Below are 26453 nucleotides of genomic sequence, written 5' to 3'. Positions count from 1 at the left end.
GGCTATTGCTCGCTATTGAGAACGGCGTTCAATTCATCGAAGGCGCGTGGCACGTCCACACGTTGCTGCATGCCCTGGCGCAGATAGGCCTCCAGCCAGGGGAAACGATCAATGGCCTGATCAATGGCAGGGTCATTGCCACGGGTATACGCGCCCACGGCAATCAGGTCGCGGTTGCGTTGATAGCTGGAGAGCAGGCCCTTGAAGCGGTGCACCATCTTGATCTGTTCTGGCTCCACAATGCTGGGCATGACCCGCGAGATGGACGCTTCGATATCAATGGCCGGGTAATGGCCGGTTTCCGCCAGACTGCGCGACAGCACAATGTGACCGTCCAGAATCGCGCGCGCCGAGTCGGCAATCGGGTCTTGCTGGTCGTCGCCCTCGGTCAGCACGGTGTAGAACGCGGTGATCGAGCCGCAACGGCCTTGAGCATTGGGTTCACCGTTACCGGCGCGCTCCACCAGGGCCGGTAGCTTGGCAAAAACGGAAGGAGGGTAGCCCTTGGTGGCGGGCGGCTCGCCAATTGCCAAGGCGATTTCGCGCTGAGCCATGGCATAACGCGTCAGCGAATCCATGATCAGCAAGACGTTCTTGCCTTCATCACGGAAAAACTCGGCCAGACGGGTGGCGTACACTGCGCCTTGTAGACGCAGCAAGGGCGAGACATCAGCCGGAGCAGCGACAACAACCGAGCGTTGCAGGCCCTCTTCGCCCAGGTTGTGCTCAATAAATTCTTTAACTTCCCGGCCCCGTTCACCGATCAGGCCTACGACAATGATGTCGGCCTGGGTGTAGCGGGCCATCATGCCCAGCAGCACACTTTTACCCACACCGGAACCGGCAAACAGGCCCATGCGCTGACCACGGCCTACGGTCAGCAAACCGTTGATGGCACGTACTCCTACGTCCAGAACCGTGTCGATGGGACTGCGCTTCAGTGGGTTGGGTGTGGTGTGGCTGAGCGAGACGCACGCTTGCGCGTCGATCGGGCCCAAACCGTCCAGTGGATTGCCGCTGCCATCGACCACGCGACCCAGCAGGCCGGGGCCGACCGGAACATGGCGCGAACGCGCCTGGGCGGGCAGGCTGTCCGGTTGATCGGAGTCGGGCAGCGGAACCGGCGGCTGCAATTGAGCTTCAACTGGTACAACACGTGCACCGGGAGGCAGGCCGGAAATTTCGCTCAAGGGCATCAAATACAAGGATCTGCCTTCAAAACCTACAACCTCGGCTTCGGCCCAGATGTTTTGTGCGGCAGACAGCTCCACTTTGCAAGCGGCTCCTACAGCCAGCTTCAAGCCTGTAGCTTCCAGCACCAAACCCGTGGCGCGGACAACGCGGCCACTGCGCAAGCAGGGCTCAATGGCCTGGACCCGTTGCTGTGCCGACAGCATCTGGGCGCGCCAGCGTTCGGGGGAGGAGGCCAAAAGGGGCGTTGCCATCAGGGCTCCGATGAGACGGGCAAGCCCAGGCTGGCCAGGGCGCGTTTCCAGCGGGTGGCAAAGGTGGCGTCAATATCGCCGTAACTGGAGCGCACACGACATTCACCGCGTTGCAGCTGGGGGTCTTCTTGCAGACGCCAGGCGCGGGGCTCGCCTTGTTCAATCAGAAACTCACGCACCAGGCTGATGTCGTCCGGGTGCAAGCTCAGTTCCAGGGCGCTGGTATCGCCTGGATCACTACGCAGTACTTCGGCAACCAGATCGCGGATGCGGCTGGGTTCGGCCTTGATGGTGCTTTGCAATACATGCTCGGCAATACGTGTCGCCAGCTGAATCAGGGATTGGCCCATTTCCTGATCCATCAGTTCAATGGACTGGGCGCAGTTCTGGTTCAAGGCGACAAATTCCTTGATGTACTGGTCAATCTGTTCTTGTGCCCTGGCCATTCCAGCCGCCATTCCGGCTTCATAGCCCTGGGCATGGCCACTTTCCTGACCTGCTGCCAGACCAGCAGCGTGGCCCTGGTTGTAACCGGCCTGATAACCCTGGGTATGGCCTTCTTCCTGCGCCTGGCTGCGCTGGTTTTCCAGATCGCGCTGCAGTTCTTCCGGGGTAGGAGGGACGAACTCGGGCTCTTCCGGTTCCGGGGCGACGACAGGATCATCCAGCCCCTGCATTTGCCAGCGGCTCCAGCTTTCCTGAAGCTCCGAGTAGGCCGAGGCTTTACGGTGGCTGGACATTTACAGGCTCCTGCGTAGGCGGTTCGTGCCTGGGCACAAGCGAATAACGGCTTGGACGGGCAGGAGCTGCCCAAACGAGGCCGTCTTAGACATATTCGTCCCCACTCAGGCCACCCAGCGTAATCTGACCGGCTTCGGCCAGGCGACGGGCCACCTGCACAATGGCTTTTTGTTCCTGTTCCACCTTGGACATGCGGATCGGGCCTTGGGCGTCGATGTCTTCGCGCAGCATTTCGGCAGCACGGTTGGACATATTGCGGAAGAACTTGTAGCGCAACTCTTCGGGCGCGCCTTTCAGGGCAATCGTCAATGCAGAGGTCTCGATTTCCTTGAGCAGCAGCTGAATGGCAATGTCTTCCACATCGGCCAGGTTCTCGAACACGAACATCTCGTCCACGATGCGCTGGGTCAGGTCGGCGTCCATGCCGCGCAGACTGGTCAGGACGGACTCTTCCAGGCTGGCGTTCATGTAGTTCAGCATCTCGGCTGCCGTGCGTGGACCACCCATCTTGCTGCGTTTGGCACCCTGGCCCGATAGCATGCCGTTCAACACTTCGGTCAGCTCGTTCAGGGCCGTGGGCTGCACGCCACCAAAAGTAGCAATACGCAGGACCACATCATCGCGCAAACGATCCGGAATGTAGCCCAGAATGTCGGCGGCGCGATCACGCTCCAGATGCACCAGAATGGTGGCAATAATTTGGGGGTGTTCGTCGGCAATCAGCTCGGCCACGCTGGAGGCATCCAGCCAGTTCAGGGCATCAATACCGCTGCTGGAGCCTTCGCTGTTTTCCAGCAAGTCTTCGATCAGGCCAGCGGCTCGGTCCGAGCCCAGCGCCTTGTTCAGGACGGAGCGGATGTAGGCGTTGGAGTCCAGCGCCACCGCCATGAACTGGTCGGCCTCCTGGCGAAAGCTCTCCAGAGCCTCGTCCATATCGGCACGGGTCAGTTGCTTCAGGGACGCCATGGCGGTACTGAGCTGCTGCACCTCACGAGGCGAGAGGTGGCGAAACACCTCGGCGGCGGCATCTTCCCCCAAGGACATCATCAAAATCGCACTGCGTTCGATGGAATCGTCCGGTTTAGCCGTTTTCATTTTTTTCATCTTTGTTCAACCAGGAGCGCAACACCATAGCCACGGCACGTGGGTCATCGTGAGCCATCGTGCGGGCGGTGTTCAGATTCTCTTCGTAGCGGCTCATTTCGGCGGCACGTTGTTCAGCAGCCTGTTCGCGAGCAGATTCTTCTTTCTGGCGCTCGACGCGGGCGTCAGCCACCGCCTTGGCCTGGATCAGGCCCTGGATGATGGGGTTGATGACGATGCGCCATGCCATGAACAGAATGAATGCAAAGACCAGATACTTGACCAGTTCCATAGCGAGCTCGCGGTACTCCGGATTTTTCCAGAAGGGGGTATCAATATCGCCTTGTTCGTTGAACTGTCCGTTCACCACGCTCAGGCTATCGCCTCGATCAGCCGAGTAACCCACGGCTTGTTTGACCAGATCGCGGATCTTGTCCAGTTCTTCCTGCTCCAGCGGCTGTTGCTCCTTGTCCGTATTGCGATAGTTCACCACCACGGCTACCGACAGGCGGCTTAGCTGACCCAAAGGACCTTTGACGTGGCTGATGGTGCGATCCACTTCGTAGTTCACGGTGGAGTCGTTACGCGCATTGCCGGTGTTTTGCAGCAAGCGGGCCTGTTCGGCCAGGGACACCAGTGAAGGGTCTGTACCGGCCGCTGCAGCGTTCGCAGCGTTGGCGGTTTGTGCGGCGGCATTGGCCGGCTCAGTTGCCGGAGCAGCCGGGGCTTGGGGCTGATTCGGTGCAGCAGGCGGGTTGACCAGATTGGCGGTGGCATTGTTGGGAGCCTGATTGCTCAAGGCACCGGGCACGCCTTGGGGTTGCTGCGGGTTGCGTTGCAAGGAAGAGCTGGTCTGCTGGCTGCGTACCGCGGCCTGACCGGGTTGCTGATTGGGCTTGTAGACCTCGGACGTCTGCTCGCGGCGCGAGAAGTCCACCTCCGCCGTCACCTGGGCGCGGACGTTGCCAGCACCGACCAAGGGGTTCAGCAAGGTCAGGATGCGCTGCACGGCTCGGTATTCAATATCGTTTACAAAATTGCGCTGCTGATTATCAGCACCCATCTCGCCAGTGGGCGCGGTCAGCAAGCGGCCATTCTGGTCAATGATGGACACCTTGTCGGCATGCAGATTGGGCACGCTGGAGGAGATCAGCCAGCTGATGGCGGAAACCTGGCCTTCGCTCAGGTCGCGGCCCGGATACAGCGACAGCACTACCGAAGCGGTCGGAGACTGGCGGTCACGTACAAACAAGGTTTCACGCGGCATGGCCAGGTGAACGCGCGCTTCCTTGACGGCATGCACGGCCTTGATGGAGTTGGCCAGCTCGCCCTCCAGGGCGCGCTGATAGGTGACTTGCTCGGTGAACTGGCTGGCGCCAAAGCGACTTTGATCCAGCAGCTCGAAACCGGCATTGCCACTGCGCGGCAAGCCTTGCGAGGCCATTTGCATGCGCACATCATGCACACGATCTTGCGGCACCAGAATGGCGGTACCGTTGCTGTTGAACTGGTAGGGCACGTTCATCTGGCCCAGGGCCGAGACAATCGCACCGCCATCGCGGTCGTCCAGATTGGAGAACAGTACCTGGTAGGTAGGGCCGCGGCTCCACAGCAAGAGGGCGACAATCAGAGCAATCAGTGCGGCACCCAGCCCGATCAGCGCTACCTTGGGCAAGGCGCGCAGTGTGTCGTAGCCAGGAAGTTTGTTCAGCAACTGTGCTGTCTGACTCATGGGTGAGGCAGAGGCAGGGTTCTGCATGGAATCAGGGGAGTTCAAATCAGGACGTGCTCAGGCAGCATTAAGGAAAGGGCGGCGGGCATGAAAGAATCAGGCGCTTATACCGGCATACTGGCAATTTCTTGGTAGGCGGCCACTAAGCGGTTGCGTACCTGGACGGTGGCCTGAAAGCCAACGCTGGCTTTTTGCAGGTCAATCATCACGTCGTTCAAGGAAATTCCGGGCTCGCCCATTTCAAAGGCCTGAGCCTGGGCATTGGCCTCGTTCTGTGCCTGGGAAACCCGGTTCAAAGAGCGGGCCAGCTCGGCGGCAAAACCACCGGGAGCGGCGCTGCTGGCCGAGGAGGACACAGAACTGGAAGCCCCGGCCGCTTGCGCAACTGCGCGCATCTGGGCCAAAAGGTTTTCAATGCTGGAGAGATTGGAAATCGACATATTCGCTTGCCAGAAAGTCAGGATGGGCCACGCGCACAGGTGCGGGCAGCTTGCCGTGCTTAATGTAACGTTTAGAACGCGAGGCTAAGCAGGGTATCTAAGCCCAAAAACAGGGGCTTTTCAGCCCTTATAAATAGCAGGCTCAAGTTTTTGGGGCGTCGTGCAAAGCCTGCAAGGCTTGTGTGGCCTGGGGATGGCCTTGTTCCAGGGCGTAGAGCCAGGCCAGCAATTCAGCCACGGCTTGATAGAGCTGAGGGGGGATATGACGGTCCAGATCCACCTGCATCAGCAGGCCGACCAGTTCGGGGGACTCGTGTACGTACAGACCGTGCTCGCGGGCGGTCTCGACAATTTTTTCGGCCAAGGTGCCGTAGCCTTTGGCAACGACACGCGGGGCCCCGTCTTTGGGCTCGTAGCGCAAGGCCAGGGCCTGCGGGCGATGGGAGGGGGAATCATGACTCATCGGGCAGGTCCTGCGGCAGGGTCGGGTCGGCTTCAATCTGCAATTGGCTCAGGATCAGGCCCTGGTCTTGCAGACGTTCGCGCAAGGGCAGGCTGTTCTCGTCCAGATAAGGGGCGGATTGATCGGCCTGAATATGGACCAGCAATTGCTGGTTCAGGAGGTTGAGCCGTAGGGTGATCGGCCCCAACGTGGGCAGGTCCAGTTGCAGGGTACTGGACCAATGTTCGGTTTCGTCCTCTGACTGGGCCTGGTGACGTTGCACGCTCCAGTTCATGTCGGCATCCGGCCAGGCCTGACCTTGCCATTGCAGGTTCTGATGGGCCAGCGTATCCAGTTGCTGACGCACCAGCAGGCTATTGGCCGGGTCCTGGGTGCCGGCCTGGGCCTGAGGATTCTGGCTCGTGCTGGTATGTGTTTCGGCAGCGGGGCGATTCAGGTTTTGCGGCTCTTGCTGTAATTCGCCAACGCTGCGTTGCCCAAAGTGCAGATCACTAAGATGAGACTCGTAGAATAGCCCGCTTTGTTGCAAGGCCTGGGGCAAAGCCTGGCTGAAATGCTGGGCCAGAGCAGCCGTGCTGCCTGTAGGCAGGGGGCTTGGGGTTGCGGCGCCGGTGGTCGTAGTGCCCGTGCTGGGCGTGCCTGCGGCAGTGCCTGTTCCCACAGCACTGCTGCCTGTTGTCATTGCATTGGCAGAGCCCGCGTTTGCGCTGCCCGTTGCTGTGCTACCGGGCAAGGGCAGCCGCTGCTGAGCCACGGTGGCGATTGTGCTGGCGGTACTCTGTGCTGTGTTTGCGCGTCCCGCCGTCTGGGTATCACTGCCGGGGCGCGTGGGTTCCTTGCCGTCTGCCTGCATCGTGGGGCGGCCAGGTAACAAGGCCTGTCGTCCCTGGATCGCAGGGGCACGATCCGGAAAGCGCTCCAGCAAGGACAGGATCAATTGGGCAGTGCGCCCCAGGGTTGTGGGGGCCGAGCTCGTGGTGGCCGTATTGGGGCCACGTGCATTCAGAGCCGGGTCGGTCGAGGTTTGACCGCTTTGTGTGCGGATATTCCGGCTATCGCGACCCTGGGTGTGGGCGCGGGCTTGATCTACGCTCTGGCGTTGATCACGAGCCGTTTGGTTTTCGGCGCGCTCGGGGCGTTGGCTGCCCGGTGTCTGGCTGATGGCGTCCGGCCGGGCGCCCGTGGCGATATTGCTTTGCTGTCCAGTGCTGATACCCAGAACGGCATCGAGCCGTTGAATAAGCAGCGTCCCCAAAGGGGAGGGGCCGCCTATGCTCATGGATGAACGCTAGGGCTGTAATACGCTTGCAACACGGTTTGCTGGCGCTTCATATTGCCCAGCAGTGCACCCAGACGCCCCAGTTCGGGGGTGGCCAGATGACGGATCTGGGCGTCGTCTTCCAGAATTTGGGTCAGCAACTGACGGCGTGCCTGTTTTTCAGTAATAGACAGGTCTTCCATGTTCTTGAGCTTTTCCACGGCGAGTTGATAGTGTTCGGATTGTTCAAACACATCCTCCCAGCGAGCCGTTTGGGCAAGCTCCAGCATGTGACGGGTGATGCTGGCGATAATTTGATATTGATCGACGATCGGGTTAGAGGTATCGCTCATGTTCGTACCAGGCGCTAAAGGCGCAAAGGAGGTTGGAGGTGCAGGTCAGGAACAGAACCTGTCCCGCGAGCCCCGGAGTCAAGCTGGCTGCTTGGCACGTTGGGTATCAACATTGCTGCGCCAGGCATCGGCAATATCGGTCAGCAAACGCTCGGCCAGCGTCAGCTTTTCCGCGTCATTGCGAAGGTTGGCCAGCATCAGATTGTGCAAAATCAAGTCATAGGTAGCGACCAGATTGCGGGCCAGTTCTCCGCCCTTTTCGGTATCGACCGCCATTTTCAGGCCGCTATCGACAATATCAATAGCCTTCGATAATGACTGCCCCCGCCCGGCAATATTGCCCTGTTCCATATGCAAGCGCGCTTGCAGCATGGCGGTGCGAGCACCGTTAAATAACAGGGTAATCAGATGTTCGGGGCTCGCGCTCAAGACCTCGGTTTCCAGACCTACTTGAGCGTAGGCACGAACCGATTGTTGGCCAAAGCGGCGGGAAGGGGCAGGATAGCTCATAGGGGTTTATTTACTGCTGTTCATATTGCCCAGCATGGACAGTTGCTGGCTTAGGTAATTGCTGGTGCCTTGCATGCGGTTGATCATGACGTCCAGTTGGACGAACTGCTTGCGATAGGCTTCCATCTTTTCTTCGATGCGTTTGTCGGCGTTATCGTACTGATCCTGCAGGGTTTTACCGATTTTTTCGGCGCCTTCCTGGGCCTTGTCAATGCGTCCGCCTTTTTTGACAAAATCTTCCGCAGCTTTTTGGACACGACCTGCAATGGCTTGTTCACCGACAAACATCTTCTGGACGTCAGCCATATTGTTTTTTAAGGCAGCGTCCAGCTTCTTGTCATCAATCTCCAACTCGCCGGTTTTGGGGTTAAGGTTAATGCCAAGACCAATCAGAGTTCGTATTTCCCCGTCTCCATTTACATGGCCCAACGTCGCTTCTCGCATTGCGTTTTGGGCCTCGCGAGCTAAGGAGTCACCCGACAGGGCCGAGCCTTGCTTCAGGTCGGGGTTGTAGGCGGTTAGCGAACGGATGGATGTATTGAATTTGTTGTAAGCCGCAACGTATTCTTTGATAGCCTCGGCAGCCTTGCTATCGTCTTTGCTGACGTCAATATTGATGGCTTCGGAACTTGCTTTGTTCAGCGTAATTTCCAGGCCTTCAACAGTATCTTTTAACGTGTTGCTTTCACTGGTAATCGGGATGCCATTAATGGTCAACTCTGCATTGCTTGCTTTTACATGCAGGAAGCCACCAGCTTGCGGGTTATCAGGGTCTACGTCGATGTTCAGCACATCAGCTAATGCGTCGTTATTTTCAACTTTGATTGAAGTAATTGACGCGGCCTTACCCGTTTCGGTTGCAGATAGCTGTAAGTGGTAGGGTTTTTGTGGGTCACCAGTATTAATAATGGTGGCTTTCATGCCCAGTTCAGCATCAGCGTTAATGGCGTTCATGACTCCTTGCAGGGAGGTGTCTTTGCCGCTCATATCTAGCGAGTGCTCTTTACCATTAGCTAAAGTAACAGTGATCTTTCCACCTTCACCTAGCGCTGTGTCGCGTGTTTCCTGAGCTGGGGCAGTAAGAGCTTGCCGAGTGGCCAGGCTTGTCACTTTGATTGCGTATTGACCAGGCGCGGCTTTGGCTGTGCCGGAGACTTTAATATCTTCGCTATTGGCAGTCGTCTTGACGGCACCATACAAATCTTCGGAGTTCAGCTTTTTGGCAGCTGCTTGCAGTTCAGAGAGGCCACTTTTTAGCTGACCATAGGCCGAAATCTTGTTGGTATTGGCAACCTGGCGGTTCTGAATGACAACAAGGCTCTTCTTTTCCGTCTTGCGCAAATCTTCCAGCAGCTCGTCCAGCTTCAGACCTGAGCCCACGCCAATTGAAGAAATAGCCATATCAAATACTCCTGTAGTGTCCTATTTTGTCGCGAATGTGTCGCGCGCAAAGCCCATGTCAATGGGAAGTTTCGATGCCAGTTTGGTTTTTAAACCTTCACGCTGACCGCGTTGCCCTGCAATTGCACGATCATCTTGGCAATCTGGATCACCGCGTCAGACGGAACGGTACGCAGAACCTCGCCGGTCGTGTTGTCCACAATCGAGACCACCAGACGCTGGGCTTCATCGTCCATATTGAAGCGAATGCCGGTGGACCAGGCCTGCAGGGAGTTGTTGATCTGGTCCAGGGTGTCGTCCAATGTGTTCACCATGCCGGGCACGGGCTCGCGTTTATCGGGCCAGCGTTGCTGCAACTGGGTATCGGTACTGCTTTCCTTGATGGGAGTCACCGTGGTGGCTGCCGAAGGCATAGGGGTGCCGGGGTTTTGCTCCACAGGGGAGGCCAGGGGCACCAAGGCCGTCGTTTGAGATGAAACTGAGCTGATCATGACATCACTCCAAAAGGGGCTTGGTGGCAGGCCAGCAAAAAGGGCAGGGCTTGGCACCTGTAACGCTCCAATTACGGCACCCACGCGCGTATCTTTAGGAGGTATTTTGGTTTTTGGCCCGGTCAGGCCCGTTTAAAGCCTGAATAAGATAGCGAAAGACTGTTTGATTTGGAGACTGTCAGGCAGAGCTGGCAGGCAAAATAGCTCAATCTTTATTGTCCGGATTCGTGCCTGTCCATGCCTCGTTCAGAAGACGTCCTGGTTGAGCAGTACGCCCCATTGGTGCGCCGCCAAGCGCTCCAGCTCGTGTCGCGCCTGCCTCCCAGCGTTGAACTGGATGATCTGATGCAGGCGGGCATGATGGGCCTGCTGGACGCCGTGCGTCGTTACCAGGTGGTGGCCGAGGCCCAGTTTGACACCTACGCGGTCACCCGAATTCGTGGCGCCATGCTGGATGAGTTGCGCAGCCAGGACTGGCTGCCGCGTAGCGTGCGCTCCAAAGCGCGCCAGATCGAAGTGGCCGTCAGCAGCTTGCGTCAGGAACTGCTGCGCGAGCCTACCGAGCCTGAAATTGCCGAAGCGCTGTCCATGAGCATGGACGATTACTACGAATTGCTGGATGAAGCGGTCGGTGTGCAGGTGATTCACTACGAAGACCTGAAACGCCACGCGGATCCCTCCGCCGATGCGTTGGAGTTTCTGGAAGACAGCACGCGTGAACAGGCGTACTTCGACAATCCCCTGAACCTGCTGACCTCCCAGGGTTTGCGGCAAGCCCTGATTACCGCCATCGACCAACTGCCCGAGCGTGAGAAGTTGCTGTTCGCCCTGCAGTTTGAGCAAGATTTGAATCAGAAAGAAATTGCTCTGGTGTTGGGCGTGACTGAAGGGCGCGTATCCCAATTGCGTAGCCAAGCCGTAGCCCGCATCCGTGCCAGCTTGGCTAAAGACCAGTGGGATGCGATCTCTGATAGTGCTGAGCTTCAGGTGCTGTTGTAAGCCTGCGCCTACTGGCAGCCAACCTTCCGCTTTTTCGACTGATATAAGCGCCTTTTTCTGGCTCTTGTGTGGTTACGACCGTCCGATGTTAAAATAGCTCTAAATTCGTAGCTTTTTTAGGAGCTGTTATGGATGCGATCTACGCTGATTATTCTATTAGCATGTCCGAGTTCAAGAAGAACCCGGCACAGGTATTGCGTACGGCTGGAGAAAAGCCGGTTGCTGTGTTGAACCATAACCGGCCTGCTTTTTATATGGTGACGCCTCGCTTGTTTGAAGCTTTGGTCCAGGAAATGGCTAACCGGGATCTGGATGAGCTGGTGCGTCGACGGCTGGCCGTCAAAGATACGGCGGTCGAGGTTGATCTTGAGCAGCTCTGACTCTAAACCCACAAAATACAAATTAAAGTTTTTGCCCGAAGCCTTGCAGGAATGGGGCAAGCTGGATGGCAGTGTCAAAACCACCTTCAAGAACCTGCTTCGTAAACGTTTGGATGCACCCCACGTGCCGGGTTCCGCCTTGCGGGGGGATTTGCAGCATTGCTACAAAATCAAGCTCCTCAAGCAGGGTTACCGTCTGGTTTATTCCGTTGAGGACGATGTGCTGGTGGTTCTGGTTTTAGCGGTGGACAAACGGGAGGACATGGCGGCGTACCGTGCTGCTGTTCAGCGCTTAAGTCAGGGTTTGGATTAGGTATTAAGCAGGCACAGCCATTGCTGTCTTATTGCTGGGCAAGCCGTGCGTGCGCCGCTAGTGGTGTGATCAGATCAAATAAAAAAGCCTCCAAGATTTTTCTCGGAGGCTTTGTGCTGCTGGGCAAGCTACGTTGCCCATCTGCTCAGTATTGCTATCGTTAAAATTAACGCAGCAAGGACAGAACAGTTTGTGGAACTTGGTTAGCTTGAGCCAACACAGAGGTACCAGCTTGTTGCAGAATCTGAGCACGTGTCATGTTGGACACTTCAACAGCGTAGTCTGCGTCTTCGATACGTGAACGAGCTGCGGACAAGTTGTTCACAGTGTTGTTCAGGTTAGCGATAGTGGACTGGAAGCGGTTTTGGATCGCACCCAGGTGGCTGCGCAGATCGTCAACTTGTTGCAGAGCGGCATCAATAGTAGCCAACGGATCTTCGGTGGTTGGGACGGTGCTTAGTTCTGCGCCACGAGTGACTTTGCCTTCATTGTCTACCTTGGCCTCAAAGTATTTTTCGCCTTCTTGGATGACGTAGTCCCGGCCTTTTCCTGTGTAGGCATGAAGTTTATCTGCGTCTGCACCAGTGGCGGTAATATCAGCTTTGTAGGTGCTGGTGTTTGTCATACCGGTGGGGATGTCGGCCGGATCTGTAACTTCAGCGCCCAACCCCAGCTTGCCATCAGTAATGGTCACTCTGTAAGTTTTAGCATCTACAGCTACATCTGGATCGCCAGGGTTTGCGCCTTCTGTAGTACCACCAGAGTATGTGACGTAGTAGTCTGTGCCGTCTGTTTGCAGCGAACCAAAGCTACCAGTGCTCAGCATATCGTCTGCGTCAGGGGTAAAACTGCCTACTTGGCTGCCAACTTCTTTAGTAACGGTGACCGTAGTACTTGGCGCGGTTGTAACCTTACCGGTGCTGATGCTGTTGGTGACGTTGAAGTTGGCAAGGTTCAGTTCATTACTATCGATTTTTTTCAAATCAATAGTAATGGTTTCGTTGTCGTTGGCGCCCACTTGTACCGTCAATTGGGATGCATCTTCACCTAGTACGTATTTACCGTTGAATTGAGTTTCTTTGGAGACTCTGTTGATTTCAGCTAGACGCTCATTGATTTCGTTCTGAATGGATTGCAAATCCGAATCAGAGTTAGAGCCTGTGGATGCTTGTACAGTCAATGTACGAATACGCTGCAAGTTTTCGTTGATTTCGTTCAACGAACCTTCAGTTGTTTGAGCGATAGAGATACCGTCGTTAGCGTTACGAGCAGCTTGTGTCAGACCGTTGATGTTGGCGGTGAAACGGTTGGCGATGGCTTGACCAGCAGCGTCGTCTTTTGCGCTGTTGATACGCAGGCCGGAGGACAAACGCTCAATCGCGGTGCCCAGGGAATTCTGGGACTTGGTCAGGTTGTTCTGCGAAACCAGAGCCAGGTAGTTGGTATTGATAACAGACATGGTAACTCCCAATGTTGAGTAGAGCGGCGAAACGGTTTCGCCCTTTGCCCAGGAAAGCGTTGGCGTTCTGCTAGGCCCCAGGGGGCTGATCGCGCATTCGACACACTGCGTTCTTCCTGTACAGCACCATTAACGGAAGGGGCAAAAAACTCTTTAGGGGGCTGTTGAGAAAATTTTCTCCACTTTGTCTTGAAGCCTTGAATTACGCGGCTTCAAGCATGACGACCCGGTGTGCCGAGCGGCCTGTTTGCTTTCGTTTTCCGACTCTGAATTCTGATTTTTCCATTTCGCTGCTTGGAAATGGAGCAGATAGCTCTGTGCCGCAGCAGACAATCCAGAGGCCTTGTTTGAATTGCGCAGTCAAAAAAAGCAGCGGGGCCATCTATTGACGGCCCCGCATTGCAAAAACTTAATAAAAAACTGGCTTGGGCGGATTCAAATAGCGAACCCGCCCTTGCGCTTACACGGCAATAGGCTTGCCATCCGCACGTTGGATGACGACGGTCGAGGAGCGCGGGCGTACCGTGTTCATGCTGACTACCGTGGCGTCATGCGTGTCGTAGGCCGGCCAGTTCACGGGGTGCTGAATGTTCAGGAACAGGCTGGTGTGGTCGGGCGTCATGGAAAAGCCCGTAATTTCGGCTTCGTTCGGGCCTACAAAGAAGCGACGCAGATCGGACTGGTTGCTGGCGTTGATGGCTGGGCCGGTGCCCGAGCTGTCTGCCAGGGCGCCGGGGATAACGGCCAGCATCTGGTCGTTGGTGGCGCGGGCAACATTGTTTTTGCGTCCGCCGTCGATGCCGTTGTCGGTCTGAATCCACAGAATGCCTCGGCTGTCGAAGCCCAGACCGTCAGGGCTGGCCAACTGGTTCAGATCGGTCAGGCCCGAGCGGTTGGTATCTGCGTCCGCACCCGAATCCGAGCCGAATACGAAGATATCCCACTTGAACTTGTTCGAACCGGGTTCGTCATGCCAGCGAATAACGTGACCGTTGACGTTGTTCAGTCGCGGGTTCGCGGCGTTGGTGCCGGACGATGCGTTGCGGCTGGTGTTGTTGGTCAGCGTCAGGTAGATGTCTCCGTTGCTGGGGTGGGTGGCCGTCCACTCGGGGCGATCCATCGGGGTGGCACCCACAAAGTCCGCTGCGCCACGGGTGTTGATCAGGATTTCTTCCAGGGTTTTGAACTTGTCGGACAAGGTGCCGCCATCCTTGCCTTTGCTTGTGCCCGTCAGTGCCAGCCATTCGCCCGAGCCGTCTTCATTGAAGCGGGCAACATACAAGGTTCCCTTGTCCAGATATTTGGCGCCCACGGCCAAGCGGTCGGTGCGCTGGGCATCTTTCGGGTCCCAGTTGGCTTCGGACACGAAGCGGTAAACGTATTCAAAGCGCGAATCGTCGCCACTGTAGAAAGCCAGGGGTTTGCCGGCTTCAGGCTTGCTGTAGGCACAGCCTTCGTGAGCGAAGCGACCCATGGAGGTGCGCTTGGTGGCAATGCTGTTGGGGTCGTAAGGGTCGATCTCGACCAGGTAGCCAAAGCCGTTGACTTCGTTGCGCCAGTCCTCGGTTGCGCTGGCGCCGGTTTCGGTCACGTTAAAGCGGGCGAATTCGCCCAGGACTTCCGAAGGATCCTTGGCAGCCGTTTCCCACTGGTAGCGGCCAACGGGGCCAGCCGATACGCCCACACGCTGCTGGTGAGGCGGGCGATTGCCGGTGTTGACAAAGCAGGCCGCCCAGTTCTCTTCAGCGGTGATGTAGGTGCCCCAGGGGGTGGTGCCGTTACCGCAGTTATTGTTGGTACCGCGCACTTGCGTGCCGTTGGGCGAGAAGGGGGTCTTGACCCAGTCCGTGCCGCCAACAGGGCCAGCCAGTTTCATGGCAGTGGCAGAGGTAAAGCGACGGTTGTAGCGCGAGTTCTGAACGATGTCCCAACGGCCATTGCTACGGCGAATATGGATGATGGCGACACCGTGGGCGTTGATTTCCTTGCGTACTTCTTCAGCCGGGCGCTTGCCATTGACCAGGGTCGGGCCATTGGGGTGCAGGGCTTTTTCATCAATGTATTCGTGGTTGACGGCCAGCAGGCCCTCGGTAGAGCTGCCTTCCAGGGGGAAGAAGTGCATGCCGTCATGGTGCATGCCCATGGAATTGAGCAGGTCGTTGGAGCTGTTGTTGCCGTTCTTGTCCCAGGGCAGGGCATTGTCATTGATCGGCGTACCCCAAGGGGCCAGCACATGGGCAATGTAGCCGGGAGGCACGACACAGCCGTCGGTCATGGAAGTGGGCAGGGATTCAAAACCCAGTTTGACGCTTGCTGGTGGTTCTGGATCAGGGCCGGGGCCGGGGTTCGGGTTCTCGCCGCCACCGTTACCAGTGGAATTGCCACCCGTGCTGCCGCTATCACAGCCTGCCAGACCAAAGCTGGTCATGGTGGCCAGTGCGGCCGCCAGGCCACCGCGCATCACGGCACGGCGTGACATGCTTTTTTCCAGAATTTCACTAAAAGGGGTGTTCTGACTGACGTTACGTACAGTCTTGTCGGAGATATGTTTGCTCATAGTGATCAATAGCGCCAAGGCTGAGTTGTGGGGGTAGCGCTCATGCTAGTGGCTCAACGTGAAAGGTCTATGACAAGGAGCTGAATGTTCGGGATGGTGGCTTTTTGTTGGCTTGCCCGGGTGGAGGGGAAACGAAGGGGCAAGCGGGCAGGGTCTGGCGCTGGTTTTTGGCGATGCTGGTTTGTTCGCCGGATCAGGCTGGAATTGGACTTTTGTTTTAATTAAAAAAATCAGTGCCTTGGCTATTGGATGAATATTGTTTTTGTTTCATGTACAGAGTTGTACATTTTTTATGTTTTTTGCCGTAACTCTGTTTGAGGATTTCTCTATCTATTTAGAACGCAAGGGCTAAAGCGACCTTGAGTTCTTTTTGCTGTTCAGGAATCTTTAAGGTTCAAAGCCCGTTTTTTTTCATGGTGTACGCCCCATGAATGGGCCTTTTTCAGAGGCTTTGATACTTCCTATTTGTTGTACTATGTTTCTTTTTTTTCTTCGGGAACTCAATGAAGCAAGGGGTTTTACTGCGCAGTGGCCGTGCCGATGCTTTCATGGCTTTAGGTGAGGGCGGTCGACCGGTATTTCGCTCCGCTTTACAGTTGCGAGAAGCCTTGCGCCGTCGGGCGGGCAACTTTGCCGACCATCTGGCGATTCCGCAAAGCAATGAAACGGGTTCCACGCTGGATTGGTACAGCCCGGTCTCTGGCCAGGTCGTACCCTGGACCGCCGCTACCGAGCAAGAACGCGAAGAAGGCTTGAAGCAATTAAGTGCTTTTCAGGCCCGGTTGAACGAGATGACCCCAAGCATGGATGCCGAAGAGCAAGAGGCATTGGGCGACAAGGCCTTGTTCTCCAGCTTGCTGCGCCGCGTGCTTTATTTCCCGGACGATAACTTTGTGTATCTGGTCAATGGCAAGCCCGTGTTGACCTTCTGGGGTTTTCTGCATCACGGTGCAGATCAGAATCAGGACCCCTTGCTGCCTTTGATGCCCGCGCCTAAAGCCGCGCCTGTCGTGGCTCCACCTGTGGTGCCGCCCGTCGAGCCCGTGGTGGCCCCTGTCGTGGCCCCGGTTGCTGCCAGTTGGTGGTCCCGCTGGTGGTGGCGTTTGCTGGCTTTGCTCTTGCTGCTGGCCTTGCTCTTGTTCGGTTTGCGCTGGTGCACCACGCCGGTTGTGCCCGATACCCCTTTGGGTTCCTTCACTTCCAGCGTAGGCAGCTACTTGCCCGAGAAAGTCCGTAATTGGCTGGGCTGGTCCTTGCCCAAACTGGATGCTGGCGCCTTGCTACCGAATGGTCGTGTGGATGCGACAGGCCTTGTCCCCACGGGCACCGTTCCATTGGGTCCAGGCGCCACGGGTGCTGGCACCGCTCCCGGTGTTGACGCACCAGGGGCTGCCGCTCCGGGGGCGGATGCTCCTGCCGCAGCGGGCGCTCCGGATGGGGGGCAGGCTCCTGATGCCACGCCGCCTGCACCGCCAGCTGAACCCGGTGCAGACGCCAATCCCCAGCCGCCCGAGTTGCCGCAAGACCCGGCAAGCCCGCCTGCTGATCCTGCCGCGCCCCCAACATCGGATGCCAACCCGGCTGCTCCGGCCACGCCTGCTGCCCCTGCCGGTTCCTTGGTGGTGCCGCCTGATGCCTTGCAGTCCGGCAAGATGGATTTCCTGAATGGCCAGTGGGCTGCCCGCATGGGTGTGCAAGACAGCCAGACCGGCAAACCCGTGCAACTGCAATATCAGTTGAAAGACGGTGCAGGCAATGTGCAGATCAAGCGTGGCGACGGCGTTCAGTGTGAAGCTCCCGTGTCTGCGTCGTCTGAGCAGGGTCGCTTGATTTTGAATGCCAATTCCGCCGCAAAGTGCACGGACAATGCCGCTTACGATATGCCCAAGATTGTGTGCGACCCCGGCGCAGCGGGCGCAGCTGCCCAATGTGCGGGCATGTACGGCTCCAATGCCTTTCCTTTGATCTTGCAGCAATCCGAATGATGAGTGCTTGAATCTTATGTTGCCTGAATTACTCAAACACGATGGCTTGGTTACTTTGATTGAAAACACCGGAGTCCAGTTCATGGACTTCGGTTTTGACATCAACGCTCCCACTTTGGGCAGCAAGAAGCTGGGCACCTTGAACCATTCTTTCTTCAGCACGAACGGCCAGAACTGGCGTTTCCTGTTTGAAGGCTTGCAGTTTGGCCAGGAACAAACCCTGTTCCATCAGCCTGAAGGCGAGGTTGGGGTGTACCAGGGTGGCGGTCGCAATGATCAGGAATGCGATGTCTCTCTGAGCCGCACCCTGGATCTGTTCGATGGCCTGTGGCTGCCCGTGCCCTATGTGCGCTTTGTGGCACCGCATCGCTTTGACCATGGCCCGGCCAGCTGGAGCCGTCTGCGCGTCGTGCGTCTGGAAACGCCCGATCGCGACGGCAATACACACCGTATTACGGTTGCCTGCGATACCAGCGTGGTGGACCTGACCGAGGGTGCGGCCTACCTGGCCCCCTTGCGTGAAGACATCAATGCCGGGGCCTTGTTCCGCATTGCCTGCGACAGCGCCCATATGGACTGGTTCCTGAACCGCGACTGGGTGCAGGAATGGTTGCTGGAAGTCTATAAAGACAACGTCAACAAAACGCGCAATATCGACTTTGGCGAAGACGTGAACGCCTTGCGTTCGGCCCAGCTGCATTTCCTGAATTTGCTCAGCCTGTTCGCACCACCGCATGAGTGTGTGGATGGTCGCTCTGAAGCCTGGGTACGCCTGCCGGACATCAAGGTGCTGGCCGCCAACTGGCAAAGTGAACAGGTCATTCCTGTGGACTTGGTGCTGGACGTTGGGAACTCGCGCACTTGCGGGATTCTGATTGAAAACCACGGTCAGGACGACTCCGGCTTGCGGCAGAATTATGTGCTGCAACTGCGGGACTTGTCGCATCCGCATCAGGTGTACAGCAAGCCCTTTGAAAGTCGCGTGGAGTTTGCGCAGACGGACTTTGGCAAGAACCACTTGTCCCTGAAAAGCGGACGCCCCACCGCCTTCTCCTGGCCCACTTTAGTGCGTGTCGGGGATGAGGCCGCGCGTCTGGCTGCCCGCCGTCGCGGCACCGAGGGCACGACCGGGCTGTCCAGCCCCAAGCGCTACTTGTGGGACGAAAACGAATACAAGCACGGCTGGCGTTTCAGTCAGCAGTACGACCGCTCCGATGCAGAGCCGCGTGCCCTGGCGGCACCGTTCTCCCTGCATATCGACGAGCGTGGCGAAGCTCTGTACACCCTGGAGGAAGACGACCGTCTGCCGGTGTTCGAGCCTTTCTATTCGCGCAGCTCGGTCATGACTTTCATGCTGACTGAGGTGCTGGCCCAGGCGCTGCTGCAAATCAACAGCCCGGCCCAGCGGGTACGCCAAGGTCACTCCAACAAGCCTCGCCGCTTGAGCAATATTGTTCTGACCGTGCCGCCCGGCATGCCTTTGGTAGAACGCAGCCTGCTGGCTGAACGTCTGCGTCAGGCCATTGGTCTGTTGTGGACCAGCATGGACTGGTATCAAGGCGAAGAAGACCCTTATGGTCTGGAGCCTTCTGAATCGGGCCGCATGCCGGAGAGTCTGCGCGTACCTCTGCCCGAGTTCCGGGTGGAATGGGACGAGGCCACCAGCTCTCAGCTGGTGTACCTGTTTACCGAAATTACCCAGAACTTCGCTGGCCATGCTGACGAGTTCTTTGATGCGGTTGCCGCTCCCTACAAGGAAGATCGGGAAACACTGACGCTGGGCATTATTGATATTGGCGGCGGTACCACCGATATCGTGATCAGTGACTACACCTTGCGTCGCCCGGCAGGGGCGGGCGGTGGCAGCAACCTGACCATCTCGCCCAAACAGCGTTTCCGTGACAGCTTCCGCGTGGCCGGTGATGACATCTTGCTGGACGTCATCCAGCGCTATGTGCTGCCCGCCTTTGAAGATGCCTTGAGCCATGCCGGTGTGGAAGACACGGATGTGTTCCTGTCGCGTTTGTGCGGCAATGAAAAAGCCGATGCCGATAAAGCCGTCTTGCGTCAGCAACTGGCCTTGCAGGTCTTTGTACCGCTGGGCCTGGAGTTCCTGAAACGCTACGAAGCCTACGACCCGCATGAAGACCCGCGTGCCGTCCAGTCCTTGCCGTGGGGCGAGTTGCTGGAGTTCGAGCACTTGCAGGGCGATCAGGCCAATGCACCGCTGTCTCACGCGTCGGCAGGCTCGGCCGATGCCTTGCCACGGGTCTCCAGCAAGGTGGTTCAGTACGTGCTGGACGAGTTGCACAAGCATGCCGGTCAGCGCGTCGGTCTGGAATTGGCCAAGGTTGAACAGCCTTTTGATCTGGCCCATTTGCACCAGGGTCTGGTCAGCGGTTCTCTGAACATCAACGATCCCTTGCGCGCCTTCTGCGAAGTGCTGAATTACTACGATTGCGACATTGTGCTGATGGCTGGCCGTCCTTCGCGTCTGCCGGGCGTACAAGCCTATGTGCGCTCGCAAATGCCGGTATCGCCTGCGCGCTTGCTGCCTTTGCACAATTACCGCACGGGCAGCTGGTATCCCTTCCATACCAATGGTCGGATCGACGATCCCAAGAGCACGGCCTCAGTGGGCGCCATGCTGTGCCTGCTTTGCTACAACATGAATATTGACCAGTTCAATTTCAAAGTATCGAATCTGCGCCCGCGTTCCACCCTGCGTCACATCGGGATTATTGACTCCAATAATCAGATCAAGGATCAGGACATTGTCTACAAGGACGTGCTCCAGATGGACCCCGATACCCGCGAGGAAATGGTGACGCTGGAAAGCGTCAGCAGTGAAGACTCCGATGGCTACCATCTGCTCATGCAGGGCAGCTATCTGCGCCTGGGTTATCGACAACTGGATGTAGAGCGCTGGCCCGCCTCGCCCTTGTATTACCTGCACCTGAACGAGAAGGTGCGTCGCCAGATGGCCGATGCGCCCGACGATGATGGCCAGCTGCCATCCATGGAAGTGACCTTGATGGTGGACAAGGCGTCCCAAGGTGGGCAAGGACGCCGTTTGATCAGCGATCGTCTGAAGATCAAGAACTCGGCACCCCGAGACTTCAAACTGAGTGGCGTGTCCAAAGGGGCCGTCCGTATCCAGCTCAACACCATGCTGGAAGCAGGCCTGGGTGATTCTCCATATTGGCTCGATAGCGGGAGCGTAGTGCTCAAATGATGGACATGACGACCTTACAGCAGGATTTGTGCCAGGACTGGCAGAACGTATACCAAGGTGCCGGACAGGCCATTGACTGGGTGATGCAGGCTCGCGGTTCATCGCAGCGCCTGAACGCGCAGGCCGATAGTCTGGTGCTGGAACTGCGCCGTGCCCGCAATACCGCCCGCAGTCTGGGCTTGGTCTCGGGCCGCCCCATGACGATTGGTTTTTTTGGCCTGTCGCAGGCGGGCAAGTCTTACCTGATTTCCAGTCTTGCCGCCGGTGGCAATGGCCGTCTGGAAACCAATTACGGCGGGGAAACCATCGACTTCCTGCGCCATGTGAACCCGCCAGGGGGCGGCAAGGAAGCCACGGGTCTGGTGACGCGCTTTAGCCGCAATGCCACCGCAGGCCCGGATGCCTATCCCGTCGAACTGCAGATTTTCTCTGAAGTCGATATGGTGAAAATCCTGGTCAATAGTTACTTCAATGACTTTGACAAGGAACAGATCGGCTACACCTTTGCCGCAGACCGCATCAAGGCCTTGATCGAATCGCTCAAGAGCCGTGCCGGTGCGAACGATGCCGGCTTGAGCGCTGATGATGCCGTGTCCCTGTGGGACTACGTGCGCAGCAGCTTTGGCAATACCACTCGTTTGCTGGACAGCACTTACTGGCCGGAGGTCATCAATCTGGCCCCCGCCTTGCGTCTGGAAGACCGGGCACAGCTGTTCTCCATCTTGTGGGGCGAGCAGGCTGAGCTGAGCGAGCTTTATATCGGCCTGGCCAAAGTGCTGCAGGCTCTGGGGCATCCCAGCAAGGTCTACGCACCGCTGACGGCGCTGATCCGTCGCGAAGGCGATGGCTTTGTGCAGCAAGACAGCATCATGAACGTGGACGTGCTCGAATCGCTGGGCAGTGCCACCGAGAAAAGCCTGAGCGTCTTGCCCGTGCGCGAGCAGGACGGCCAGCCCGTTGTGGCCGCCCAGGCGGTGGAAGTGCCTTTGGCCCACCTGGCGGCGCTGACGGTGGAACTGACCTTCCCCCTGATTGGTGAAACCCAGGGCGGCGGCGTGGACAAGGTGGATCTGCTGGACTTCCCCGGTTACCGCGGTCGCTTGAATATTCGCTCCGTGCAGGATGCCGGTGCCGCTTCGGAAAGCAGCGGTGGCAACCCCGCTTCGCAACTGATTCTGCGCGGCAAGGTGGCTTATCTGTTTGAACGCTATACCGACCAGCAGGAAATGAATGGCCTGGTCATGTGTACCGCTTCGGACAAGCAAAGCGATGTGAAAGACGTAGAGCCCGTGCTGACACGCTGGGTCCATCGCACTCAAGGTGCCACGCCTCAGGAACGTCAGAACCGTAAAGTGGGCCTGATGTGGGCCATCACCATGTTCGACAAGCGTATCGGCGCCTCCCTGATTCAGGACGACGCCCAGGTGCGCGATAGCTGGGACGGCTTGATGAAGATGAGCTTCAAGGAGCGTTTCGGCCACTGCGAATGGTTGCAGCAATGGCGTCCGGACCAGCCCTTCTCCAACACCTTCCTGGTGCGCAAGCCTGGCATGCCCACCCCCTTTATTGATCTGGACACTGAAAGCCGGGAGCTATCCATTACGGCATCCGTGGCCGAGAAAATGGGGCGCATGCGTGGCAGCTTTATCGAAAACCCGCTACTGGCACAGCAATTAAGTGATCCGGCCGAAGCCTGGGACGCCATGCTGGCTTTGAATGATGGCGGCATGCAGCGTTTGCGTGCGTATGTGGCCCAGATTGGTGGTCTGGACTTCAAACTGATGCGCTTGCAGGAACAGTTCCGTAGCTTGCATGACAGCCTGGTCAAGAAGTCCCTGCATTCCTGGTACAGCCAGGACGGCGACCAGCAATCGGTGGTCAAGGAAGCCTTGGCCAAACAGTTCCGGCAGGAACTGCCTGCTTACCGCGCCATTGTGGGCGAGCTGCTGGCTGCGCTGCACCTGCCACAAGATACCTTGCGTGATCTGTTCCTGAGCCTGGGCTCCAGCAAATCCGAACCGGACGAGCCGGGCGTTCTGACGCAAGAGCAGCCCTTCGAGCAGCAGTACGCCGATCTGGTGTACCGCAGTTGGGTCAGTCAGTTGCGCGAGCTGCCCGCCGGCCGTACCAATCAGAACGTGCTGCGCATGCCGGTGGATTTGCTCTCCAGTCTGGTTGAAGAGCTGATTGTGGCCTCGGACCGTTGGGCCTTGCGCGACAAGTTGCTGGCTGTGCTGACCAAGCGCCGTCAAAGCGGCGTGCGTCGCGAGCGTCTGGCCGATCGCCAGGTCTGCAATGTGGCCATGACGATCAGCGAGTTTGTGACCTGGTTCTACCTGAAAGGCGGGAGCGACGACTTCTTCAAGAGTCCCAAAGCCTTCGCCCAGGATGGCATGCCGGTCCTGCCGGCAGAGCCCCAGGACCACGGCGCGATTTTCTTTGAACAATGGCTGGCCGCTTTGGCCCATACCACTTTGCATAACGCCGGTTATGAAGGTGGCCGCGAACTGAGCCTGGAACAGAACCAGGCCTTGGGACGCATTCTGGAACGATTTACCGATAAGAGCGTGGCATGAAATTAAGATTTAGTTTGCAGGCTTTGGAGCCCGCGGTCCCTGGCCGTGCTCGTCTGTATGTACGGGATCTGGATGAAGAGCTGGACCTGGGCGAATACTCGATCGCCATTCAGCGCAGTCAGAACAGCTATTACTTGCACTCGGCCCAAAGCTGGGATGCGTCCTTGCGCTGGTTGCCGCAACAAGGCTGGACCGAGCATGAAGAGGGTATTGCCGTTCTGCTGAACGCTGACATTGTGGATTCGCTGCTGGCCAATGCCAGCGATGCGTATCAAATCACTTTGGCGGAGGCCAGCGGCGAAGAGCTGGGCCGCAGCCCGCTGAAGCTGGACAAGGGCATCTTGCCCTCCACAGCCGGTGGCAATGCCCAGGCCATGGAGCTGACCATGCCTGTGGCCGCCGTACCCGAAACGCCTGCTCCGGAGCCGGTTGTTGAAACGCCTCCGGTGGTGGAAACGGTGGCTCCTCCACCGCCAGAACCCGTCAAGGAAGAAACACCTGCGCCCAAGGTAGAGACGACTGCTCCTGTTGCGCCTCCTGCCAAGAAAGGCGGTATGGGCAAATGGATTGTCTTGCTTGTTCTGTTGTTGATTGTGGCAGGGGCAGCAGGTTACTGGTTCTACAGCCAATCTGCCAAGGACGACAGCCCGGCCGCCCCCGATGCGCCAGAGTCCAGGCCTGCGGTCGTGGAAACAGACAACTGCACCATGGACAAGCTGGCAGACCGTCCTGGCCTGCAATTTGTGCAAGAGTGCGTCAAGGAAAGCAAAACCTCCGAACAATGGCTGGCCGTGATTGAGGAAGCCAAAAAGGCGGAACAGTGTGACGTGGCCCAGCGCTTGTACGTGAACAAGGCACAGTCCGGTGATGTGAAAATCGCCATGGCTTACGCCCGTGAATACGATCCCAAGGATCACCAGGCCAATGCCTGCTTTAGCAAGCCCAATCCCGCTACGGCTGCGTACTGGTACGAAACCGTCTTGCTGTCCGAGCCTGATAACGCGCAAGCCAAGGCCCGCTTCCAGGAGTTGAGTCAATGATGATACGTCCCCTTGTTCGATTCAGTTTGCTTGGTGCTCTCCTGTTGGGCGCAAGCCAGGCACAGGCCGCGGCTCCCTTGCTGCAAGAGGGCAAGAAGACGCTGTATCAACGTGTTCTGACCACGCCGTCCTGCCGTCTGTTTTCTTCGGAAACGGATCAGCAGGGCAAGCCGGTGCCTGCGTTCAGCCGCTTTTATATTTACCAGCGCAAAGAGCAGGGCGGGGCAGAGCGCGTGCAAGTTGGCCCGGATAGCCAGGGCAAGACCGTAGGCTGGCTGGACAAGGCCTGCACGGTGGACTGGAAAATGCAGTTGACCCTGGCCTTCACCAACCCGGCCAACCGCGATCGCATGCTGTTTTTCAAGGATCGCGCCTTGCTGGAAAAAGTGCTGGACACGCCAGACCCGGCCACCTTGGTGGCCCCTATGCGTCAGGCTTTGCGTAAAGACGCGCAAACAGAGGGCGTATTGGCGCAAGAGCCCGAGTACTTTGTGGATGTGCAGGAACAGTTCTACCTCTTGCCCGTCTTGAGCGGCGAAGAAGTCATGACTGAAAACGGCTTTCGTACCCGTTTGCTGAATGTGGCGTCCGTCACCAAGCACACGGCAGACCAGAAAGAGCCGGAAGCCGCCAAGCAAGAGCCTGAGCAGGCTCAGGATCAGGATACCGCCCAACGTACGTCCCAGATCAAGGGCTTTAGTGCGGCCGTGGTCTTTGTGATTGACTCCACCATCTCCATGGACCCGTACATTGATCGCACTCGCGAGGCCGTGCGCAAGGTCTATGCCAAGGTGGAAGAGCAGGGCTTGTCCGAACAGGTCAAGTTTGGCCTGATCGCGTTTCGCTCCAATATGGAAGCCGCGCCGGGCATCGAGTATTTGACGCATGTGTATGCGGACCCCAATACCGTGACCAGCAGCGAAGACTTCCTGTCCAAAGTGTCGGGCTTGAAGCAAGCCAAGGTCTCTACCGTTGCTTACGACGAAGATGCTTACGCGGGCGTGCTGGAAGCCTTGGACAAGGTGAACTGGAACAATTTTGGCGCGCGTTATGTGGTGCTGATTACGGATGCCGGGGCGCTGGAAGGCAATAACAAGTACTCCTCGACCGGACTGGATGCACCGCAACTGCGCATCGAAGCCGCCAAGCCCGGTGTGGCGATCTACACCCTGCATTTGAAGACACCATCGGGCAAGAACAACCACGCCAAGGCCGAAGACCAATACCGCGAGCTATCCACTTACGGTGGCACACAAACTTCGCTGTACTACCCGGTTAATGCCGGTGACGTGAACCAGTTTGGCAAGATGGTCGATAACCTGGCGACCGCACTGACCGAGCAGGTCAAAGTGGCCTACCAGGGTGGGGATGCGATTGGCAGTGCAGCCCGTGCCCAGGAGACCGGCGACACCACCACCGACCAGATGCTGACCGACGCCGAGCTGATCGGCCATGCCATGCGCCTGGCTTATTTGGGCAAAACCACGGGCACCACCGCGCCTGAAGTGTTCCATGCCTGGATCAGCGACCGTGATCTGGTGCGCCAGAACATCCCGACAACCGATGTGCGTGTCCTGCTGACCAAAGCTCAGTTGAGTGACTTGAGCGATGTGGTCAAACAGATTCTGGATGCAGCCAACGAAGGCATGATCTCGCCTACCGATATGTTCAACCGCTTGCGTTCCGTGGCAGCGGCCATGGGGGCGGACCCCAGCACCCTGAAACAGGAAAAGGGCACCAAGCTGGCCGAACTGGGCCTGATGAGCGAGTACCTGGAAGACCTGCCTTACCAGAGCGCGGTACTGACCTTGGATGAAGATACCTGGACCAGTTGGGATGCCTTGAGCCAGGAAAAATTCATTCGTGACCTGAGCACCAAGCTGCGCTACTACGAGCGCTACAACGCCGATGCGGATCGCTGGGTGTCGCTGGCTGAAGGCGCCGATGCACGTGATGACGTTTATCCCGTGCCTTTGGAGATGATGCCCTGAC

21 protein-coding genes are annotated in these 26453 nt (G+C 57.6%); 8 read left to right on the top strand and 13 right to left on the bottom strand.

Annotated features, from left to right (window positions below; all coding sequences use genetic code 11):
- Positions 1-2: 2 nt before the first annotated feature.
- From fliI to KOE80_RS13265, 11 genes are all read right to left on the bottom strand, one after another.
- Complete coding sequence (gene fliI, locus KOE80_RS13315; RefSeq protein WP_021446820.1) at positions 3-1445, bottom strand: flagellar protein export ATPase FliI; 1443 nt, start codon at positions 1443-1445, stop codon at positions 3-5.
- Positions 1445-2185 carry a flagellar assembly protein FliH gene (gene fliH / locus KOE80_RS13310; protein WP_226349331.1) on the bottom strand — a complete coding sequence of 247 codons (741 nt, stop codon included), beginning with the start codon at positions 2183-2185 and terminating at the stop codon, positions 1445-1447. The genes fliI and fliH overlap by 1 nt, the downstream gene beginning before the upstream one ends.
- Before the next feature lie 85 nt (positions 2186-2270).
- Positions 2271-3281 carry a flagellar motor switch protein FliG gene (fliG, locus tag KOE80_RS13305; RefSeq protein WP_226349330.1) on the bottom strand — a complete coding sequence of 337 codons (1011 nt, stop codon included), beginning with the start codon at positions 3279-3281 and terminating at the stop codon, positions 2271-2273.
- Positions 3268-5001 carry a flagellar basal-body MS-ring/collar protein FliF gene (gene fliF / locus KOE80_RS13300; RefSeq protein WP_226349329.1) on the bottom strand — a complete coding sequence of 578 codons (1734 nt, stop codon included), beginning with the start codon at positions 4999-5001 and terminating at the stop codon, positions 3268-3270. Before fliF ends, fliG begins: the two co-directional genes overlap by 14 nt.
- Positions 5002-5105: 104 nt before the next feature.
- Positions 5106-5441 carry a flagellar hook-basal body complex protein FliE gene (fliE, locus tag KOE80_RS13295; protein ID WP_009458068.1) on the bottom strand — a complete coding sequence of 112 codons (336 nt, stop codon included), beginning with the start codon at positions 5439-5441 and terminating at the stop codon, positions 5106-5108.
- Between the two features lie 142 nt (positions 5442-5583).
- Positions 5584-5904 carry an EscU/YscU/HrcU family type III secretion system export apparatus switch protein gene (locus KOE80_RS13290; protein ID WP_035269091.1) on the bottom strand — a complete coding sequence of 107 codons (321 nt, stop codon included), beginning with the start codon at positions 5902-5904 and terminating at the stop codon, positions 5584-5586.
- Positions 5894-7183: a flagellar hook-length control protein FliK gene (locus tag KOE80_RS13285; RefSeq protein WP_226349328.1), complete on the bottom strand. Its 1290-nt coding sequence runs from the start codon at positions 7181-7183 to the stop codon at positions 5894-5896. The genes KOE80_RS13290 and KOE80_RS13285 overlap by 11 nt, the downstream gene beginning before the upstream one ends.
- Positions 7180-7515, bottom strand: coding sequence for a flagellar protein FliT (locus KOE80_RS13280; RefSeq protein WP_026484538.1), 336 nt, complete (start codon positions 7513-7515; stop codon positions 7180-7182). Before KOE80_RS13280 ends, KOE80_RS13285 begins: the two co-directional genes overlap by 4 nt.
- 78 nt (positions 7516-7593) lie before the next feature.
- On the bottom strand, positions 7594-8025 hold the full coding sequence (gene fliS / locus KOE80_RS13275; RefSeq protein WP_026484537.1) for a flagellar export chaperone FliS: 432 nt from the start codon (positions 8023-8025) through the stop codon (positions 7594-7596).
- A gap of 6 nt (positions 8026-8031) precedes the next feature.
- Positions 8032-9426 carry a flagellar filament capping protein FliD gene (gene fliD / locus KOE80_RS13270; protein ID WP_226349327.1) on the bottom strand — a complete coding sequence of 465 codons (1395 nt, stop codon included), beginning with the start codon at positions 9424-9426 and terminating at the stop codon, positions 8032-8034.
- 89 nt (positions 9427-9515) lie between these two features.
- Positions 9516-9917 (bottom strand): flagellar protein FlaG, encoded by a 402-nt coding sequence (locus KOE80_RS13265; protein WP_226349326.1) that lies wholly within the window; start codon positions 9915-9917, stop codon positions 9516-9518.
- A 237-nt stretch (positions 9918-10154) separates the two neighbouring features.
- On the opposite strand from KOE80_RS13265, the gene KOE80_RS13260 reads away from it, so the two are divergent.
- The 3 genes from KOE80_RS13260 (at position 10155) to KOE80_RS13250 (ending at position 11609) form a co-directional block, all read left to right on the top strand.
- Positions 10155-10916 (top strand): RNA polymerase sigma factor FliA, encoded by a 762-nt coding sequence (locus KOE80_RS13260; RefSeq protein WP_226349325.1) that lies wholly within the window; start codon positions 10155-10157, stop codon positions 10914-10916.
- Between the two features lie 128 nt (positions 10917-11044).
- Positions 11045-11296 carry a type II toxin-antitoxin system prevent-host-death family antitoxin gene (locus tag KOE80_RS13255; protein WP_226349324.1) on the top strand — a complete coding sequence of 84 codons (252 nt, stop codon included), beginning with the start codon at positions 11045-11047 and terminating at the stop codon, positions 11294-11296.
- A complete protein-coding gene (locus tag KOE80_RS13250; RefSeq protein ID WP_226349323.1) occupies positions 11283-11609 on the top strand; it encodes a type II toxin-antitoxin system RelE/ParE family toxin in 327 nt (108 codons plus the stop codon). Before KOE80_RS13255 ends, KOE80_RS13250 begins: the two co-directional genes overlap by 14 nt.
- A 166-nt stretch (positions 11610-11775) precedes the next feature.
- Here the strand turns inward: KOE80_RS13250 and KOE80_RS13245 are convergent, their stop codons facing one another.
- Both KOE80_RS13245 and KOE80_RS13240 read right to left on the bottom strand, forming a co-directional pair.
- The gene (locus tag KOE80_RS13245) at positions 11776-13068 is read right to left on the bottom strand and encodes a FliC/FljB family flagellin (protein WP_226349322.1); all 1293 of its coding nucleotides are present in this window, start codon (positions 13066-13068) and stop codon (positions 11776-11778) included.
- Between the two features lie 460 nt (positions 13069-13528).
- The gene (locus KOE80_RS13240; RefSeq protein ID WP_226349321.1) at positions 13529-15625 is read right to left on the bottom strand and encodes a PhoX family protein; all 2097 of its coding nucleotides are present in this window, start codon (positions 15623-15625) and stop codon (positions 13529-13531) included.
- Positions 15626-16128: 503 nt separating this feature from the next.
- Here KOE80_RS13240 and KOE80_RS13235 point away from each other — a divergent pair.
- The 5 genes from KOE80_RS13235 to KOE80_RS13215 are packed head-to-tail and all read left to right on the top strand — an operon-like array spanning position 16129 to position 26452.
- Positions 16129-17610, top strand: coding sequence for an SrfA family protein (locus KOE80_RS13235; protein WP_226349320.1), 1482 nt, complete (start codon positions 16129-16131; stop codon positions 17608-17610).
- Positions 17611-17626: 16 nt separating this feature from the next.
- A complete protein-coding gene (locus KOE80_RS13230) occupies positions 17627-20845 on the top strand; it encodes a virulence factor SrfB (protein ID WP_226349319.1) in 3219 nt (1072 codons plus the stop codon).
- A gap of 5 nt (positions 20846-20850) precedes the next feature.
- The gene (locus KOE80_RS13225) at positions 20851-23421 is read left to right on the top strand and encodes a virulence factor SrfC family protein (RefSeq protein ID WP_226349318.1); all 2571 of its coding nucleotides are present in this window, start codon (positions 20851-20853) and stop codon (positions 23419-23421) included.
- Positions 23418-24461 (top strand): hypothetical protein, encoded by a 1044-nt coding sequence (locus tag KOE80_RS13220; RefSeq protein ID WP_226349317.1) that lies wholly within the window; start codon positions 23418-23420, stop codon positions 24459-24461. The genes KOE80_RS13225 and KOE80_RS13220 overlap by 4 nt, the downstream gene beginning before the upstream one ends.
- Positions 24458-26452 (top strand): vWA domain-containing protein, encoded by a 1995-nt coding sequence (locus tag KOE80_RS13215; protein ID WP_096917376.1) that lies wholly within the window; start codon positions 24458-24460, stop codon positions 26450-26452. Before KOE80_RS13220 ends, KOE80_RS13215 begins: the two co-directional genes overlap by 4 nt.
- The last annotated feature ends 1 nt before the right edge of the window (position 26453 follow it).

Origin of the sequence: Alcaligenes sp. 13f (assembly GCF_020496585.1) — a bacterium.
GTDB classification, from domain to species: Bacteria; Pseudomonadota; Gammaproteobacteria; order Burkholderiales; family Burkholderiaceae_B; genus Alcaligenes; species Alcaligenes phenolicus.
Note: the sequence above shows the minus strand (reverse complement) of the source record. Positions and strands in the feature narration are given on the sequence as shown.